The organism is Streptomyces sp. NPDC085931, from assembly GCF_044540565.1.
In the GTDB taxonomy this organism is placed as follows: domain Bacteria; phylum Actinomycetota; class Actinomycetes; order Streptomycetales; family Streptomycetaceae; genus Streptomyces.
In genome coordinates this window covers 77,864-95,883 of record NZ_JBITSK010000019.1, presented here as the reverse complement: position 1 = coordinate 95,883, position 18,020 = coordinate 77,864, and the positions used below count along the sequence as shown (strand labels likewise).

At 68.2% G+C, this 18,020-nt stretch carries 14 protein-coding genes and 1 pseudogene; 10 read left to right on the top strand and 5 right to left on the bottom strand.

Annotated elements, in window-relative coordinates; genetic code table 11:
- Positions 1-18 precede the first annotated feature (18 nt).
- A complete protein-coding gene (locus ACIGAN_RS31790) occupies positions 19-3,630 on the bottom strand; it encodes a LamG domain-containing protein (protein WP_399862773.1) in 3,612 nt (1,203 codons plus the stop codon).
- 544 nt (positions 3,631-4,174) lie between these two features.
- Entirely contained in the window at positions 4,175-4,855 is a 681-nt protein-coding gene (locus ACIGAN_RS31785) for an HNH endonuclease family protein (protein WP_399862771.1), read from the bottom strand.
- A 242-nt stretch (positions 4,856-5,097) separates the two neighbouring features.
- Here ACIGAN_RS31785 and ACIGAN_RS31780 point away from each other — a divergent pair, with 242 nt between their 5' ends.
- Positions 5,098-5,721, top strand: coding sequence for a hypothetical protein (locus ACIGAN_RS31780; RefSeq protein ID WP_399862769.1), 624 nt, complete (start codon positions 5,098-5,100; stop codon positions 5,719-5,721).
- Positions 5,722-5,763: 42 nt separating this feature from the next.
- Positions 5,764-6,534: pseudogene (locus tag ACIGAN_RS31775) on the top strand (transposase).
- A gap of 406 nt (positions 6,535-6,940) precedes the next feature.
- On the opposite strand, the gene ACIGAN_RS31770 reads toward ACIGAN_RS31775, so the two are convergent.
- Together ACIGAN_RS31770 and ACIGAN_RS31765 are read right to left on the bottom strand one after the other, a co-directional pair.
- Complete coding sequence (locus ACIGAN_RS31770) at positions 6,941-7,495, bottom strand: N-acetyltransferase (RefSeq protein ID WP_399862767.1); 555 nt, start codon at positions 7,493-7,495, stop codon at positions 6,941-6,943.
- Entirely contained in the window at positions 7,492-8,760 is a 1,269-nt protein-coding gene (locus ACIGAN_RS31765; protein ID WP_399862765.1) for a hypothetical protein, read from the bottom strand. The genes ACIGAN_RS31770 and ACIGAN_RS31765 overlap by 4 nt, the downstream gene beginning before the upstream one ends.
- 372 nt (positions 8,761-9,132) lie before the next feature.
- Here ACIGAN_RS31765 and ACIGAN_RS31760 point away from each other — a divergent pair, with 372 nt between their 5' ends.
- From ACIGAN_RS31760 to ACIGAN_RS31725, 8 genes are all read left to right on the top strand, one after another.
- The gene (locus ACIGAN_RS31760; protein WP_399862763.1) at positions 9,133-9,468 is read left to right on the top strand and encodes a DUF6415 family natural product biosynthesis protein; all 336 of its coding nucleotides are present in this window, start codon (positions 9,133-9,135) and stop codon (positions 9,466-9,468) included.
- Entirely contained in the window at positions 9,462-9,899 is a 438-nt protein-coding gene (locus tag ACIGAN_RS31755) for a DUF6302 family protein (protein ID WP_399862761.1), read from the top strand. Before ACIGAN_RS31760 ends, ACIGAN_RS31755 begins: the two co-directional genes overlap by 7 nt.
- Positions 9,900-9,948: 49 nt before the next feature.
- A complete protein-coding gene (locus ACIGAN_RS31750; RefSeq protein WP_399862759.1) occupies positions 9,949-10,131 on the top strand; it encodes a DUF5999 family protein in 183 nt (60 codons plus the stop codon).
- A 189-nt stretch (positions 10,132-10,320) separates the two neighbouring features.
- On the top strand, positions 10,321-11,550 hold the full coding sequence (gene fxlM / locus ACIGAN_RS31745) for a methyltransferase, FxLD system (RefSeq protein ID WP_399862757.1): 1,230 nt from the start codon (positions 10,321-10,323) through the stop codon (positions 11,548-11,550).
- Positions 11,551-11,614: 64 nt separating this feature from the next.
- A complete protein-coding gene (locus ACIGAN_RS31740; RefSeq protein ID WP_399862755.1) occupies positions 11,615-11,806 on the top strand; it encodes an FxLD family lanthipeptide in 192 nt (63 codons plus the stop codon).
- Between the two features lie 76 nt (positions 11,807-11,882).
- Positions 11,883-14,906: a lantibiotic dehydratase gene (locus tag ACIGAN_RS31735; protein ID WP_399862753.1), complete on the top strand. Its 3,024-nt coding sequence runs from the start codon at positions 11,883-11,885 to the stop codon at positions 14,904-14,906.
- On the top strand, positions 14,903-16,054 hold the full coding sequence (locus tag ACIGAN_RS31730) for a lanthionine synthetase C family protein (RefSeq protein ID WP_399862751.1): 1,152 nt from the start codon (positions 14,903-14,905) through the stop codon (positions 16,052-16,054). The genes ACIGAN_RS31735 and ACIGAN_RS31730 overlap by 4 nt, the downstream gene beginning before the upstream one ends.
- A 12-nt stretch (positions 16,055-16,066) precedes the next feature.
- Positions 16,067-17,023 carry a thiopeptide-type bacteriocin biosynthesis protein gene (locus tag ACIGAN_RS31725; RefSeq protein WP_399862749.1) on the top strand — a complete coding sequence of 319 codons (957 nt, stop codon included), beginning with the start codon at positions 16,067-16,069 and terminating at the stop codon, positions 17,021-17,023.
- Positions 17,024-17,455: 432 nt separating this feature from the next.
- Here the strand turns inward: ACIGAN_RS31725 and ACIGAN_RS31720 are convergent, their stop codons facing one another.
- The gene (locus ACIGAN_RS31720; protein WP_399862747.1) at positions 17,456-18,019 is read right to left on the bottom strand and encodes a hypothetical protein; all 564 of its coding nucleotides are present in this window, start codon (positions 18,017-18,019) and stop codon (positions 17,456-17,458) included.
- Between the last annotated feature and the right edge of the window lies 1 nt (position 18,020).

Genomic DNA, 18,020 nt, shown 5'->3' with positions numbered 1-18,020 from the left:
GACCGGGTATGGGGCGTCCTATGCAGCGCCAGGGGTGTCCAGTACCTGGGAGCGGACCTGGTCGGCGGTCATGGCGCCGGTCCAGAGCCTGAGATCTCGCAGTGCGCCGGGCAGATAGTTTCCGGTCTTGCCCGACGCTGTTCCACGGCCGAGGCTGAGCTCACCGCTGCCCTGCTGGGGGGCGGTAAAGCCGGGTGTCTCGTCCGAGGGCTGGTCGAACTCGCCGACGAAGAGATGAATCTTCCCGTAGCGGTCCTGCGTGGTGCCGTCGGTCGGGTTGGTCCACTCCCACGTCTCCTGGGCATCGAAGGTACCCGTGATCTGGACCCACGTATCGGTAGCGGCCACGTCAGCCGCCGGCACCTGCGCACTTTGAGTGACCTTGCCGTCCGGGCCCAGTGCAGTGCGAGTGAACTTCCACTGATAGGCGCCGTCGCCAGGCTTCATCACCCACAGAGCCCACGAGGACTCTGCGCTCAGCCGCTGCGCCGCGACCTGCGCCTGGTAGCCGACCGGCTTCGCATTCAGGGCTGCCGAATCAAGGCGGGCGCCCACCGACACCGTGAACGAGCCGGTTTCGTCGACCACCGGGCCTGTAGCGGCGGCGTACCCGGCCGTGCCGTCCAGGAACAGTGCGTTGTCTTCTTCATTCAGCGTGGCGCCCGAGCCGGACAGAGCCATGGCGGGGAGCGGATATGCAGTGGCTTCCGCGACCTGAGTGCCCTTGGCGGTGGTTGCGTCCCAGTGCGCCACCAGCTCGTTGGCCGGGACTCCGTCCTGCAGCACCCTGGCTTCCTCGGCGACTTCAGCCGGTTGCAGCGCCCGCTGCCACACTGCGACCTCGTCAAGGAGTCCGAAGTGATGGTCGACGTCCTTGCCGCCTGCTCTGGCGCGACCGAATTGCAGCCCTCCGGTCGCAGTCCACGGCGTGTATGTGGGGGCGGTCTTCGCGAGGAGGACCGGCTGGCCCTGGGGCTGGCCGTTGATGAACAGCTGAATGGTGTCGTTGGCCGGGTCGGTGTCCGGGAGGTTGTCGTCGCCTTCGGTCTTGAACACGCCGGCCACGTGCGTCCACACGTTGAGCGCAGGATTTTCCTGATCAGCTAGTGAACGGATGTAGACAGGGCTTGCTGCGTCCTTGTCGGTGCGGTTGAAGACCCACTTCTTGTACGCGGCGGAGTAGTAAAGCGTGAAGGAACTGCCGTCCTCACCGGGCGCGGACAGCACCGCACGGTTGGCGGAGGCGTTGGACAACTGCACCCACGCTGAGACGGTGAAGGAGTCTCGGGTGTTGACCGCGGGTGCGGAGGTAGCTGCGTAGCCAGTCTGCTTGGCCGGGTCGCTGGTGTCGTCGTTCAGCCGCAGGGCGTAATCGGCTTCGCCGCGCCGGGCCCTGGTCGACCAGCCGGTACCGTCCACGCCGAACAATGTTGCGTCGTGCCGGGTACCGACGGTGGCAGTGTCCTTGGCAGTCATGGTGCCCGAACCTGGTACGCCGTCCAGGTGCCAGCGGCCCACCTCGCCCTGGGCGGGAGCCACCTTGAACACGAACTCCTGATAGGCCCCCCACCGGTTGTAGACGTCCTTGGCACGGACCGAGAGGATTTGGGTGCCCGACAGTGGTGGGGTGACGCTGGAGACCGTGATCTTGAGGCCGCCTGAAACCGGCTTGGCGGGGGTGGACAGCAGCTTCCACTCGTACGCTGTTACGTCGGTGGTGCCGTTGCTCTTGATGTCAGCGGTGTTCGGCTGGAAGGTGAAGGAGCCGGGCACGCCTGGCCCTCCCCGGCCCTCACACAGGTTCGCTGAACACTGGGTGTAGGGCGAGCCAGCGGTGATGCGGGGTGCCTTGGGGGCGGATGAGTCGATTTTGAAGTAGCACCATGAACTGTAGGAAGAGAACAGGTCACCGGTCTTGCCGGCGTAGGACCAGTGGGACTGCGTGCGTGCCTTGTAGCGGTAAAGACCGCCATCGGCGCGATCGCTCATGCGCAGCTTTTCCAGAGTTCCGTCAGGGTGCCAGCCCGTGTCGGGCATGTGACCGGTCCAGACTTGGTGCCAGGCCGCGTCATCTCCGCGCTCCACAACATACTCGGCCTGCAGAGACCCTTCTTCCGTGCCTTTGTTTGACTCGACCTGCGTCTGGACACGGGCCTGCGCGATCGGGTCCTTGCGGGTGACGATCAGCGGATCACTCGAAGACTTCTTGCAGTAAGCAGTAGTGCCGTCGCCCGGGATGATGCCGACGTCGCTGGGCACGCCGGGCTTGTAAGCGAAGGTGACTTGAAGTTCGGCGTTGTCGTCGAACCGCTTCCAGGCGCGAGGGTCGCCTTCGTCCTTGGCCCGAAGCATCAGCGTCAGACGGTCGATCTTGCCGTCGGCGAAAGAGCGGACGGTGCTTTTCAGGTTTTCATCCGACTCATCAGGATTGTCGTTGAACTCGATCCAGGCATCCGGCTGGTCCGGAGAACATAGACTGCCTCGGCCTGCGGAGACATACCGGTCACCCATCTGATCGAGCTGCGAGGGCCCCGGCCAGCGGGTGCCTTCTGAGATGTTGTCGGTGCGTTCCAGATCGACCCAGTGCGGGTCACAGTTGAACGACCAGGTCTCCCGAGCCCGGAAGGTCGCATCCAGTACGTACTTGCCGGCGAGCTTGGTCGGCGCGAACTCGAAATACATGCGGTCGATGTAGCCGCCGCCGCAGGTGTAACCGTCGGCGGTGCCGCACTTGCCGACACCCTTGTCGCCGTCGAACATCCAGAACTTGTCGCCGTCGGAGGAGATCTTCGTTCGCTCCTGGGCGCCCAAGCCCACGGAGGGGTCGATGTAGACCGGGTAGACCGTGTCATCGCCGCGCAGTAGGTCCAGGTCAGGCTGTACGGCCACGGTGTTGTCGTCGACCTTGACCGGCAGCACAGCGCTTGCGTCACCGTCGCCGGGGTGGGACGGGTCTTCCTCCGGGGCGGCGCTGCTGCTCGCCCCGGTGGCGGCTATGAGTTGCGTTTGCTGTCCTGTCTCGGGGTCGCCTGCGGAGTCCCACATCTGTCCCGCAGGGCCGCGGAAGAGCGCGTTGCCGTCTTCATCGACCGCGCGGAGACCACCGCCGGCGCCCGGAACGAGTGTCAGCCCGTCGCCAGAGGCGGTCAGTTCGACATGCTCCAGCGCGGGATTCTGCGCTGCATCAGGTGTTTTGACGACCAGTACTTCGCGGTAACCCTCAGCGGTGGCTGTCAGCTGGAGGTCCACCCCGTCGAAGACGTTCGGGTAGGTCGCCGTGGCACCGTCCAAGGTGGGCTCCGGCAAGGTGTCAGCCCAGCCGAGCTCGATGGACCGGCCGTCCTTGCCCAGGCGCAGCATGTCGACGCCGGGGCCGCCGCCGGAGAAAGACAAGTCGACCACGGCGCCCTTGGGCACGACGCGCCCGTCGGATCGACGTTCCAGTGTGGGATCGACCGCTCCCCAGCTGCCGTCTTCCCTCTTCACACGCTGGGGTGCGCTGGACTGCGTGAGGGTGAAGGTGCCATCTGGGTTGGCTTCAGTCGTGGTGTACTCAGAGCGATCCGCAGTCACCTCCACAGACTCTCCGGACGCCTTCGCCTGAGCCAGCGCGGTCGCCTCATCCACCACGCCCGTCCCCGTCCCCGCAGCGGCTGCGGGAGCAGCAGCAGCCGCCGCCGGGAGCACGGGCAACGCTGACAACATCAACGACGCAGTCAGCCCGCCCACCAGCATGCTGTGCGTTCTTCGCGCCTTCAGCCCGCGCGATGAACCCCACCCCAACTTCACGCCACCCACCCCAGCCACACAATGATCACAGGATGCGCAGAGTTAACGGGGTGTCACTCACAAGCGTCAATACAGTGTGACACAGGTCACGTACAGTTGTCCGAAAGTGCCCTGAGCTGCCTTGATACCGCCTCCGCGAACCGGGGCCGAGGCGAAACATGGTGATCTCACCTCAGAGCTCTCGGTGCTACCAAAAGCCATCGAACCCTCAAAACTCATAACACGATCTCGTTGAACTCAGCAGTGGGATTGAGCGCTTTCACCGGACCAGCGATCGAGTGATCTGAAAGCCCCCCAGGTCGCGTTGAGGTCGTGTCCGCAATGCCAGGGAAGCCAGAGTTGTAGGCAAGCCACGGTGATGCGCTCACCACGCTCCGACCCGGCCCTAACCCTGCCGGCAGGTTAGGGGTGCCAGCTCGTAGGTGACGTCCTGCAGCGGGCACCTGTCCCCCAAGTCCTGCAGAGCCGCGACCTCCGGCTCGTCAGCTGTCAGGCTCCAGCGCAGCTTGGTGGCCACCCACTCCGCGGCGTAGCGGCAGTGTGCTTCGGCCGCGGGTGGGAGCCACTGGGCGGGGTCCTGGTCAGCTTTGGAGCGATTGGAACGGGCGGTGACCGCGACCAGGGAGACTTCCTGGCCCTGGTCGTTGGCGTAGGCCTCGCGGCACTGCGGGCTCCAGGCCGAGGCCCCGCTGTCCCAGGCCTCGGCGAGAGGCACCATGTGGTCGATGTCCAGACCGGAGGGCCCTGCCACCGTGACGGCGTCGTAGTAGGAGAACCAGCGACCGCCCTCCAGGCGGCAGCTCGCACCGACGGCCGGTGCTTCGACGGCTTCGTGGAGGAGGACCTCGGCGCGGGTGTGGCAGCCGTCGGTGGGATCGTCGCCGGCGTTCCAGTGCCGGAAACTGGTACGGGTGTAGCCGTCGCGGGACTCCGTCCCCAGCGGCAGCCGGTCGACCGCCGCCGTCAGCGGCAGGGTCGGCGCGGCGTGGGCGGGTGCGGGTGCGGTGATGGTGGCGGACAGGACGACGAGAGCGGCGGCCAGGCCGCGCAACACAGTTTTGACCATGCGCCAGTGGTATCGACACAGCGCGGGGCGCTTTCCGTGTTTTGCTGGATGCGCCGCCCGTGTGAGTGCAAAGGTCATACCGGCAGTCAGCACCTCGCCCCAGCCCTCAGGCCCTCTGTGATCATTTGGGTGTGACCTCCTCGCCTTCCTGATCGAGTGCCTAAGGGCTGTCCCGTAACTGGCGGGTCCCCCTTGCCGATCCCGGATCGGACCGTGTCGGTGGCTGGTGCCAGAATCGACGGGTGCTGATCAAGGGATACGACGTCAGCCCGTTGGTGGCGGGCGAGTCACTGCTGGCCCGCCCGGGCTTCTGGTCGAACTACCTTATTTCGATGTGTAGCGACGGGGGGTGTGCTGAGCGGCCGGTTCCAGAGTGGTTCGGTGAGGACGGCGCCGATGTCGATGCCCTGTCCGAGGTCCTCTTCGATCCCGAACGCTGGCCGGTGTTCAGGGTGCCGGCAGAAAACGGCCCCGGAGCTGTGGTGATCTACCGCAACCTGGATGGCGACTACGGCACCGACTACCTCCTCACCCATTCCGGCAGAAGCTGCGCCGAGCAGATCGCCAGCTGGGACGTCGACTTCTCGGGCACCGGGCTGACATGGCGTGAACTGATCCGGATTGCTGACAGCCCGTCCTTTGCGGCCGATGGCGTCCGTGACACTGCCATCCGCTTCCTGCTGCTGCTTCCCCTCCTCACCGACCCGGACATGCCGGAAACAGCGTCGGCAAGGCTTTTGGCCGCCTTGGCCGTGGTCGGCGCGCCGCAAGACACCGCCTCCATCGCGGCGGAGCACCTGCTGGCCCACCTCACGAGGAGATCCCGACACGACCCCAACTGGGCGTCTCCGCTGAGCGGCAGCTGAGAGGCAGGTCGGTCGCCAGTCCCTCAATGAAACGATCTTGGTGTGGCTGGTGCGATCACGGCGTCGGAGCCGTCCTGGATAGCCCCGTTTTCAGGGCTGAGCCCTCGCGCCATCGGGAAGCTGGTGACGGTGCTGCGGCGCGAGGGCGCGGACGCAGTCCGCAAGGGCCGGCCCTGGAGCCTTCCACTGGAGGACCGGGCACTGCTGGTCGCGGCGTACTGGCGCACGAACCTCACGATGCGCCAGCTCGCTCCGCTGTTCGGGGTGTCCAAGTCGGCGGCGGACCGGATCATCGACCATCTCGGGCCGATGCTCGCCCTCCAGCCCCGCAAACGGTTCACGAAGGACACCGTGCTCATCGTGGACGGCACCCTGGTCCCCACCCGCGATCACACCATCGCGGAGCGGTCGCAGAACTACCGGTACTCCACAAACCACCAGGTCGTCATCGACGCCGACACCCGACTGGTCGTCGTGGTCGGCCGGCCGCTCGCAGGGAATCGCAACGACTGCAAGGCATGGGAGGAATCCGGCGCCAAGGCCGGTGTCGGCAAGACCCTCAAGATCGCCGACGGCGGCTACCCGGGCACCGGACTCGTCATCCCGCACCGCGGCGAGCGCGGCCAGAGCGAACTCCCGGCCTGGAAAAGGGACCACAACAGGTCCCACAAGCAGGCCCGGGCCCGCGTCGAGCACGTATTCGCCTGCATGAAGACCTGAAAGATCCTCCGCGACTGCCGCCTCAAGGGCGACGGCGTCCATCACGCCATGCTCGGCATCGCCCGGATGCACAACCTCGCCCTCGCCGGATAGGCAAGTGGGCCGCACGTCGGCCCACTCCCGCAGTGGCTCGGAGAGCATTTACGGGACAGCTCTTAGGCAAACACCTCGTTCAATCCGGGCGGGTAGTCACTGCCCGGGCGGGTGGTCATGAACGACGCGTGTCCCACTCGACACGGCCCTTGGCGCCCCGTCTTCGGTCTTGTCCGCGGTGACGATCAACTTCGTGCCCGCGATCGTGGTCACGAAGCGTCCGCCGGGTGATGGGCCGACGGCGCGCACACTGTCTGCAACCGGCGCCACGGCGCGAGCACGCGCGACCCGTTCAAGGCGGTCCCCTTGTGCAGCGGCTCCGCGCCAGCCGTCGTAGCTCGGGCTCGCGCCGAGGAGGCCGCGCCGGCTGATCGGCGGGCCCCAGCACGACGCTGCGCAGGGGCTGTCAGTCCTGCTTGACGGAGCGCAGCATCACTGAGAATACCGGGGAGTCCGAGAAGGGCTTCTGGTCGCCGATCTTGCGGTAACCCCACGCTTCGTAGACGGCTTGGACGGCGCCGTCACCGTTCAGCGGGTTCACCAGAAGGGTGACACGCTGCTCGGTGCGGTGGCTGAGCCACGCCTCATGGAGCTGCCAGGCGACGCTCCGACCGCGCCAGGGTTTGCGCACCACGATCTCGTTGAGCGCGACTGTGCGCCTCCCATCCTCGGCGGTCACTTCCGTGGACAGGGGCGTGAGCATGTTATTCCACCACTTGGTGTCGGCCCCGAGGGTCGTGCCGAAGCAAAAGCCGACGGGCTCGTCGTCTTCGAAGCCCAGCACCGCAGTCCAGCCGTGGCGCGAGGAGTAGGCAGTCAGTCGCTCATCGAATCGCTCAACGTCGTAGAAGGGTCCCGTGAGCCCGAAGTCGCGGTGCCTTACCTCGACGTGAATGTCGAGGATGTGCTGACGGATCTCCGGTAGGTCAGCAGCAACGTAGTGCTTCACATCGACGCTCACAGCTTCTGTTCTCCTTCGTTGAACCGATCCTGCCACTCGCTCACGAACCCTGCCCCGGAGGCCGTCCGGCGAAGCCCACGGTCGAACTGGTGCAGCAGGTTCCGGCTACGTTCGGCCAGTGGCGCACCGCCCTCTTCTACTAAAGGCAGGGCGGTGCTCACTGCCTGGTCTGCCTCCCCTTGAGCTAGCTGCGCAAGCGCCAGATGAATGGTGTAGTAGGCGCGATTGCGGTGGAAGTCGGGACGCAGCAACGACAGGGTGCGGTGCAGGTGTGCTTCGGCCTCTGCGTGCCGGCCGAGTCTCGCCATGACGAGAGCTGCCAGGCCGTTCAACTCAGCCCGGTCGAAGAAGGACATCCACGCTGGACGCCCCTCGTCCGTGATCGCTCGGTCGTATGTCTTCTCAGCGTGAGCCAGGGTGCGTAGAGCCGCAGAGTCCTCGCCAACCGCAGCCAGGATGCCCGCCAGGCGGGCACCGGCTAGCGACCTGAACAGGGCGTCGTTGCGGCACACATTCGCACGTCTGCCGGCCTCGGCTGCCGCCAATGCATCGTGCATGTGGCGTTGCTGGATGGACAGGACCGCAGCGTGGCCCCACAGGCGCATCTGCAACTCACTGCTGCCTGCCATACCAGCCAGCGTCATGGCCTTGTTGAGATGTCCTTGGGCACGCTGTTGCTCCTGGGCCTCAATTGCAGCCCAGAGGGCCGTGCCGGTGAACGCTGCTGCCAAGTAGTACAGGCGGCGGCGTACACGCATGCTGGCCTGACCCACAGCTTGCAGGTCAAGGGCATGCTGCGCATGGGCCAGGGCGCGCGTCTCCAGCCGAATGCCGGTCTGGCCTTCGTTGTCGGCCTGCACCAGGTCCGCGAAGTTGCGCTCCAGCCTGTCGGCATCGCTCATGCCGAGCCGTGTCGACCCGTTGGAGGGCGTAGGCGGCAGGATGGCCGCAGCGGTCAGCGAAGCCGTCGCCGTGGTGAATATCCGTCGCCGCACAGGGTCCTCCGATGCTACTCGTGCTCTTCCAGCGGGAGGTATGAAGCCCAGCTCCTCCGCACTGGTGCCGAATTCTTCTTCGAGGACAAAGCGCTGTCTCCCTTGCGGCCAGCGAGTTTTTCCGGTCAGCCAGTTACGCACGTGACGGTCGGTGAGTTTGCCGGGCTGGCCGGTCAGATCGCCGATCCGCTTGTTAAGGCGGTCCGCCAGCTCGCCCTGCGTCAGCCCGGCGCTCTCCAGCCGCGCCGCAAGGATCGGGTTCCCCGTCATGGGCCAAACGTAGCCGCGGCCAGCGAAGCCGAGCAGCCACAAAGGTAAAAATTTCCGGTCGTGGGTCAGCGGAACCCTCGAAGAATTGCCTGTCCACCGTCGGTAGTTGGGTTGTTTCCTGTGTGACGTGCCCCTCCCCCTGCAGCAGAGGGGCACGGACACCGGCCTGGCGCAGCACGTGCCTCCCGCCGGGACACCAACGGAGCACACCCGGTACCTCTAGGGGGCCCAGTGAACGGCACCATCGCCTTAGCCAAGGCAGCTCTCCCGACCCGGCCCAGCAATCCGCAGGTTCGTGCCGCGCCTTGGAGGCCGCCCTTCGATGCGGCGCGCCTACAGCGAGTGCTGGAGAGCGCGCGTCAGTGGGAGCCGGTGGACTGGAAGCAGGTCTACCGCGGCCTGGACAGCCTCCTCGGCGATGACGACCATCCGCAGCCGACCCACATCGACCACGACGCCGCCGAAGAACTGGCGCAGCGCCTCCGCGGCGCCCTCATGCAGCTCGTCCACCGCGGTCTGCGCGACGACGCCGACCGCGACCCGGAAGCAGCCCGGCTGATCGCACTGGCACGCGAGCTGCGAGACGAGGAACTGCCTGGCGGCGCCCAGCAGGCTCTTGGGCTACTGCGCCGCCTGGGCGCGGTGACCGTCGAACTGGTCGACCAGCTGGAGAGCATGGGCATCATCGAGGGTGTGAGCAAGTGCTGACCACGCCGGCCCGGACCGCCCCCCTCACCATCACCGCACTTCCGCCGGCGCAGGCGTACGACTACGGGTACTTCCTCAAGCGGCTCGCCGACCCCAGCATCCTGGAGGGCGCCGTCGCACTCCGCGCGTTCAGAGCCCCCCTCCTGGCCGTGCCCGTCGGAGGACCCCGCCACGGCGGCTACATGTCCTTCGACCTCTGCACGGTCGCCCAAGCCGCTAAGGCCGTGCTCGACGGTCGGCCCGGCTTCCCCGAGCTGAGCGTGCGCTGGTCCCCCTACCGCGACACCTGCCACGTAGTTGAGTGGGGCGGCCATCCCCCGGACGGCGATGCCGAGCGAGGCCACTTCTACGGCTACAGCGACGAGGCGATAGAGAAATACCTGCCCCCCCACACCCCCATGACTCCCTCTTCGGCTCCCGCGGATCTTTGACAGCCGAAGAGGGCCCAGCTCCGCACAGCGATCCGAGAGGACGAGCCCCATGTGCCGGCACCACCCACCCTGCCCCGCCGCAGACGCTCCAGACCGAGAGGCCGCCAAGGTCATCACGAGCGCCCTCAGCCAGGGGTGGGCGGCGCTGTGCAACGGGGTCGTCGTCTTCGAAGACACCGGCGAACTGCTGCCGGACGGGCGCGTCATCGCGCCGCACCGGCCCGCCGCCTAGAGCGACCGCCCGGCGGTGCGAGCGAAGGGTCTTCGGACCCAAGCCACCGCCCAGCGGTCTTCCACCCCGGCGCGGGCGCTCTCGCCCCCCTTTCCGCGAGGCGCCCGCGCCGGCCTCCGCACCATCAGCAACCGACCCCTCGGCGCGCGGGCGCCGAGAAGGAGACCCCACGTGGATACCGTCCCCGGCATGACGAACGACGATCACAAGAACGCCCCTGCCACCGAGCAGGATCTGCGTGACGACATGGTGCGCGAACTCATCGAGAAGGGGGCCCTGCGCAGTGCGAGGGTCGTCGCCGCGTTCCGTAAGGTGCCCCGGCACCTGGTCGCGTCCGGTGTCGAGATGGCCAAGTGCTACAGCGTCGAGGAGCCGCTGATCACCAAGACCGACAGCAGCGGCGTGCACATCAGCTCAGTGTCGGCTCCCCGCATCCAGGCCATCCAAATCGAGCAGGCCGACATCAAGCCGGGGATGAACGTCCTCGAGATCGGGTCCGGAGGCGTGAACGCGGCCTACCTCGCTGAGCTCGTCGGAGAGCGCGGCAACGTCGTCACCGTGGACATCGACCCCGAAGTCGCCCAACGTGCCAAGGGCTTCATCAAGGACACGGGCTACCGCAACGTCACCATCATCTGCGATGACGGCGGTAACGGTGCGATCGACCACCAGCCCTTCGACCGGATCGTCGTCACCGTGCAGGCAGCCGACATCCCCTCCTCCTGGCTGCACCAGCTCACCACTGAGGGCCGCCTGGTCGTCCCACTGCGCATGCGCGGCATGACCCGCACGATCGCCTTCGTGCGAGACGACCACCGGCTGATCAGTGACGGCGTCGAGCTGTGCGGCTTCGTCCCCATGCAGGGCGCCGGCGAGAACCGCATGCAGGTCGTTCTCATCCACGACGTGCCTGGGGAAGAGGTCGGCCTGCGTCTGGACGGCCACCCCGAGCCGGACACCAAGGCCCTGGCAGCGGCTCTGCGCACGCCGCGCACCGAGGCATGGTCCGGCGTGATGCTCGCCGGGGACGAGTCCAACGAGCACCTCGACCTGTGGCTGACGACGGCCCTGGACAATCTGCCCCTCATGGCCGCCGAATCCGCGGCCCGCGAGCGCGGCCTGGTCGCCTCCGCTTCCCCGCTCGGCGTGCCCACCCTCGTGGACGGCGACAGCTTCGCGTACCGCACCGTGCGACGCACCGAGGACCCGGACCGGTTCGAACTGGGCGCGCTGGGTCACGGACCCCGCGGCCAACAGGTCGCCGAGCGGCTGGCCGCTGAGATGCAGACCTGGGACCGCGAGCACCGTGGCGACCGCGCGCACATCGAGGTTTACCCGGCCGGGACGCCGGATGACCAGCTTCCCGCGGGCCGGGTCATCGACCGGCAGCACTCGCGGGTCACGATCTCCTGGCCGTGACGCCCACAGCGTCGCGCCCAGGTGGGCACAGCACATCCACCCCTTCCTTTTGGAGGAGAACGAGATGGCACCGCAGAACAGCACCATGCTGAAGGCCGCGACCGACCTTGCGGCGGACGGCGGGTCGGACTTCGACCTGAGCATCGAGACGGTCACCTCCGCGGCCGTCCCCGGCGCGCTGCGGAACGACACCGGTGACGGCTGCGGCTCGTCCTGCCAGTCCGCCTGCTCAAACAGCACCTGCATCGGCGGCTGACGTATCGCCTGGGAGCGGGCCGAGCAGCCAGCCGGCCCGCTCCCAGGCACCCCCTGATCACTGAGGAGGCAGAGCGATGTATCACACAGTTGACGCCGGCATGATCAGAACGTCGGCGTTTCCGTTGGAAGCCCCGCTGCCCTCGCCGCCCGTGGCCGCCGACGGCACGGCCGACATCGACGCCTGCCGCCAGTGGATCGAAGCGGTGTGGGCGGACCACAACCGCGCCGGAGCCATCGAACTCGCCGCACCGGTCCTCGCCGCCGGCGTCACCCGCGCCCTCGCCGGTAAGGCCACCCGCTCACAGGTCACCCGCACCACGGCGTCGCTGATGCGCTACCTGCTGCGGATGCAGTACCGCGCCACGCCGTTCGGCCTGTTCGCCGGGCCGGCCCCGCTGCGCATCGGCGACAGGGCACATGTTCGGTTCGGCCCCGATCACCGCGCTTTCGCCACCGCCGACGCCGTATGGCTGCACGACATCATCACCCGCCTGGAAAGCGACGTCGACGTACTCCGGTGCCTGCGCGTCGTGGTCAATCCCGCCTGCACGCTGCGTGGTTCCCGGATCCAGATCAAGCCCCAGCCGGGCCCCGAGGCGCCCACCGAGACGACCCTGCGCCGCACGCCGGCCGTCGAGAAGGTGCTCGCCCTCGCGCAGTCCCCCACCACCGTCGCGGACATCGTGGACAAGGTGCAGGTCGAATACCCGGACACCCCGCCCAAGAAGATCACCACCATGGTGGGCGATCTCGTCCGGCACCGCGTTCTCTTAAACAGCCTCCACGCGCCCATGACGAGCACCGACCCCCTCGGCCACCTCCTTGCCGAACTCGACGTCACCGGTGCCACTGCTCTGGTGCCCACCGCCGCAACGCTCCGCAGCATCCACCAGACCCTCAGCCGGCACAATGAGGCGGCCCCCGCCGAGCAGCGGCCGCTGCGGGCCCAGGCGACCGCAACCATGAACGAGCTGACCGGAACGGCCGAGCGCAGCCTCGCCGTGAACATCCGGCCCGACTGCGACGTCGTCCTCCCCCGCGCCATCGCCCGGGAGGCCGCTGCCGCCCTGGAGGCCCTCACACGCCTCACCCCTTTCCCGCACGGCACACCGGCCTGGACGGACTACCGCGGGCGCTTCCTGGAGCGCTACAGCATGGGCACCGTCGTGCCCCTGCGCGATCTCACCGACCCCGACACGGGCCTCGGCTTCCCCGTCGGCTACCGCGGCACCGTCTTCAAGCGCCCGGTCCTGGCCACCACGCCTCGCGACGAACATCTCCTGACGCTCGCCCAGAACGCTGCACTCAACCGGCAACTGGAGATCGACCTCACCGAAGAGGACATCCAGGCCCTCACCGTGGGAGAGCCGACCCAGGTGCCCGCTCACGTCGAGCTGTGCTTCACCGTGCTCGCGCAGGCCCTTGAGGACCTGGACGAGGGACGGTTCACCCTGTCCGTGGCGGGACTGTCCCTCGCGGCCGGTACGACCGCGGGCCGGTTCCTCACCGCCCTGGACCCGGCCGACCAGGCTCGCATGGCCGCCATCTACGCGGCACTGCCCACACTCACCCAAGGCGCTGCGCGAGCCCAGGTCTCCGGGCCGCCGCTGAAGATCCCGACGTACAACGTCAGCCGCGCCCCGGCCGTCGTCCCCGATGTCCTGCCCGTGGGCGAGTACAACCCGAACGCCAGCCTCAACATCGACGACTTAGGCGTTGTGGCCGACTCAGCGCGCCTGTACCTGGTGACGCTGTCGACCGGACAGCTCATCGAGCCTTCAGTGATGAACGCAGTTGAGCTGAGCAACGCCACGCACCCCATGGCCAGGTTCGTCAGCGAACTGCACCGGTCACACAGCGCCGCCCTGCTCCCCTTCCACTGGGGCGCCGCCTCCCGCCTGCCGTTTCTTCCTGAAGTCCGCGTCGGCCCCACGATCCTTTCCCCGGCCCGCTGGCGTCTACGCCAGGGCGACCTCGCAGACGGACCGGACTGGACGAAGAGCCTGTTCAACTGGCGCGTCCGCTACGGCGTCCCAGCGACCGTCTCCCTCGGCTCCGATGACCGTCTCCTCCGGCTGAACCTGGAGGAGCCCGCCCACCAGTACCTCCTGCGCACCGACCTACGACGCCACGGCACGGTGGTCGTGCAGGAAGCCCCCGCCGACGACCTCCTGGGCTGGGCCGGCCGCGCCCACGAGGTCACTCTCGCCTTCGCCTCAGACCAGCCCACGGCCACCCCCGGCTGCCGGCCAGCAGCCATCTACAGCCGGGACACCGCCCGGCTCCCCGGCGCGACCACGCGGCCGTACGCCAAGCTGTACGGCAACCCCGACCGGGCAACGGAAGTGCTGACCCACCACCTGCCGCGCCTGCTGCTGAAGCTGGGAGGGACGCCGCAAGCGTGGTTCATCCGATACGCGGACCCCGACGACCACCTGCGCCTGCGGTTCCGCCTCCCTTCCCCGGAGGCCTTCGGCGAGGCCGCCGAGCAGGTCGCAGTCTGGGCCGCCGACTTGCGCGGCGAGGGCCTGCTCCAACGCGTGCAGTGGGACACCGACGAGCCGGAGACAGGCCGCTACGGATCAGGGGCACTGCTGGAGGCCGCCGAACGGTACTTCGCCGCCGACTCGGCTGCCGCCATCGCCCAACTCACCCTCCCCCTCAAAGACCACGCCCGGCCGGCCATCACCGCCGCCAGCATGGTCGACATCGCGACCGCCTTCCTCGGCTCGCCCGCAGCCTGCTGGTCGTGGCTGAAGGACCACCTGCTCAAGGCAGAAGGAAAACCCTGCCCGCGGGATGTGCAAGCCCTGGCCGTCCGCCTCACCGCCCCACACGCCGACGCTGCCGCACTGCGTGAGATTCCCGGAAGCAAGGCCTTGACGGGCCTGTGGGCCCTGCGCCGCCAGCACCTCGTGGATTACCGGCAGGCCCTCGAAGCCGCCGGGCAGGACCCGCGCAGCGTGCTGCCGTCCCTGCTGCACATGCACCACAACCGGGCCGCAGGCATCGACCCGGACGCCGAGGCCACCTGCCGCCGCCTCGCCCGCGCAGCCGCCCTGTCCTGGACCACCCGCGCTGAAGGAGCTCCGCGGTGACCACCGCCTCATTCGACACGAACCCCGTGACCCGGCAGTCCCTCGCGCACGGGCCGCTCGGGACCGCCCTGCTGGACATCGAGCGCGCACATCGCGGCCTCACCGACTTCCACGCCGCACACCGCAAACTCGCCGTCTCAGGCCCGCTCATCGACGGCAACCACGCCAACCTCTTCCTCGGCGCACCCGCCATGGCCTACGTCCTGCACATGGCGGCGGCCGGAAGCGACCGCTACGCCGGGGCCCTGCACACCCTGGACGCAGCCGTGGCAGCGCACACACGACGCCGGCTGGCGGCCGCGCACGCTCGCATCGACCAGGGCCACTACACAAGCTTCGCCGAGTACGACTTGTTCCGCGGCCTGACCGGCATCGGAGCGCTTCTCCTGCGCCGACAACCCGACAGCCCGGAACTGCGGCGCTTACTGGAGTATCTGGTGCGGCTCACCGAACCGGTGGCCGGCCCGGACGGACAGCCCCGGCCCGGATGGTGGGTCGGCCATACCCCCGCGAGCAACAAGGCAGCGACCCCTGGCGGTCACGCCAACGCCGGTCTCGCCCACGGCATCACCGGCCCCCTCGCCCTGCTCGCCCTGGCCAAACGCCGCGGCGTCACCGTGAGCGGTCACGCCGAAGCCACCCGGCGGATCCTGCGGTGGCTGGACCGCATACGGCAAAGCGACCACCACGGGACCCGCTGGCCCCGATGGGTCAGCCTGGCCGGGCCCGCCCCCTCCCACGCCGCGGCCCCGTCCTGGTGCTACGGCACGCCCGGCATCGTCCGCGCCCAGCAGCTCGCCGCGATCGCCCTGAAAGAGGACGACCGCAAGCGCATGGCCGAACGCGCCCTCCTGTACTGCCTGGCGGACACCCGGCAACTCGACCTCCTCGTCGGCCGCGGCCTCTGCCATGGCGTCGGCGGCCTGATCCACACCGTCCAGCGCGTTGCCGAAGACGCGGACCATCCCCACGCCGTCAAGGCGCTCAACGACTGGCTGCAGCGGTCCCCCGAACGCTTCCTCGCCGCCGAGACACCGCAGGCGTCCGGGTTCCTCGAGGGCACCGCCGGGGCCAGCCTCGCCTTCCAGATCACCGAGCCGGACACCTCCTCGGCCACGGACTGGGACGCCTGCCTGCTGCTGAGCTGAGGAGACCACCACGTGCGCCACCATGATCCCGCGCCCACCGAAAACCTGATCCTGTCCGTCCTCGGCGGCGCACCGATCGGGGCGGCAGCCAGCCGAGCCGGGATGCCGCCCGCCCGGCTGACTGCCGCCGTCGAGCGCTACCGCGCCGCCGGCCGCGCCGCGCTCCACGACTCCTCCGAGGAGTGGTTCCAGGCGAACATCCGCTTCGTCGACTACCCCACCGCGCCCGAGGCGTTCCGCGCCTACCTCCTGCCTCAGCTGAGGCAGGAGGCTGTCGGCTGCTGGTGGTTCATCCGCAAGCACCCCCACTGGCGACTACGCATCCAACCGGCGCCAGACACCTCCATGACGGATCTGGTCACCGAGACGGCACGATCCCTGGACTCCGCTGTCTCCTGGCACGTGGTGAGCCAGTGGCGGCCGACCCGCTACGAGCCGGAGACCATCGCGTTCGGCGGCCTGGCCGGCATGAACATCACCCACCGCCTGTTCCACGCCGACAGCCTCGGGGTCCTCGCCTACGACCAGCTCGCCGGCGCGGAGCCAAACAGGCTGCTGGAAGCCAAGGCCACCTCCTTGCTCGTACTGACCTCGTTGCTGCGGGCAGCCGGGCTCGAATGGGGTGAGCAAGGCGACGTGTGGGGGCAGGTCGAAGCCAAGCGTGTGCTGCCCTCCGACGTCCCCACCGAGAAGATCAGTGCCCTGGCGGACACGATGAGGCAACTCCTCACCCTGGACACCGCCCCCTTGCTCGCCGACGGCCCGCTCTCACCGCTCCGCGACTGGGTCACCGGCATGGAACGCGGAGGGCAGGCGCTCAAGAACGCCGCGCAGAACAACAACCTCCTGCTCGGGCTCCGCGCTGTACTCGCCCGACACGTTCTCTTCCACTGGAACCGCATGGGTTTCACCGTCCGCCAGCAAGCCATCTGGTCTTGCGCCGCACGTGAAGCGATCCTCGGCGAGTAGAGCGACAGCGCAGGAACTCCGCGCACGGCGCAACGCCACACGGGCGGTCATCACGAACGAGCACCGCTCGGCCGTCAGCCACGTCCCCGCAGAGCACCTCAACGGGCGCGCCAAGGAGATTCGGCCCCTGCTCCTCGCCGACAGCGACGCCATGCTCCACCCTGACGGGCACTGGAACCGCCTTCGCAGAGCGGGTCACCGCGTTCCGCAGGACAGGGCAGATACTCGACCGCGCCGTCGAGGAAGGCACTCTCGATCGCGGGCTAAGGCAAGTGCTCAACTATCACGTGATCTTCCACTGCTACCGACTCGGGCTGTCCCTGCGCGGGCAGAGCATTCTGGCCTCGGCCGCCCGCACGGCGATCTTTCACGACGCGCACGATACGCAGTTGACGTGACTGAATTGGACCGCTGCCGTATCTCCCACACCGTTCAGCGTCCAGGGGTGAGTCGGCCCAGTGGGGGCAGGAGGCTGTCGCCAGGCCAGAAAGGCCGCTCAGTGGCGATGCTGTTCAGAAACAGGCTGACCCTGTCCAGGGCCGCAGCGCGTTCGGCGGGGCCGTAGGTGACGAGGCCGTCGGCTGCGGTGTCGTGGACGCGTAGCTGACCGTGTGGCCCAGTGCAGAGCAGGGCGCGCGGGATTTCGGGCAGGCCGAGGCTGAGGGCGTCGCATCGGCCGGTGTGGACGAGCTGGATCAGGTCGGTGGTGACACCTTCCCAGTCGCCGATCCTGGGCCAGTCGGCGCCCCCGTCGAGTTCGTGGGTGAGGGTGGCCAGGGGGATGATCTCGGCCGGCTGGCGTCCCCGGGTGAGTAAGTCGTGGATCTTCACGCCGTCGGGCTGGCGTACGTGCGGGTGCAGCAGTGAGTCGGCGGCCACCACGGTGGTGTTGATTTCGCGGGTGTCGGGGCCGGGGTAGTACGGCTCGTGGGCGAAGAGCAGGTAGACGTCGCGGGTGCGGGCGGCCGGGCCGAACTCGGGCTCAGACTCGGGCATG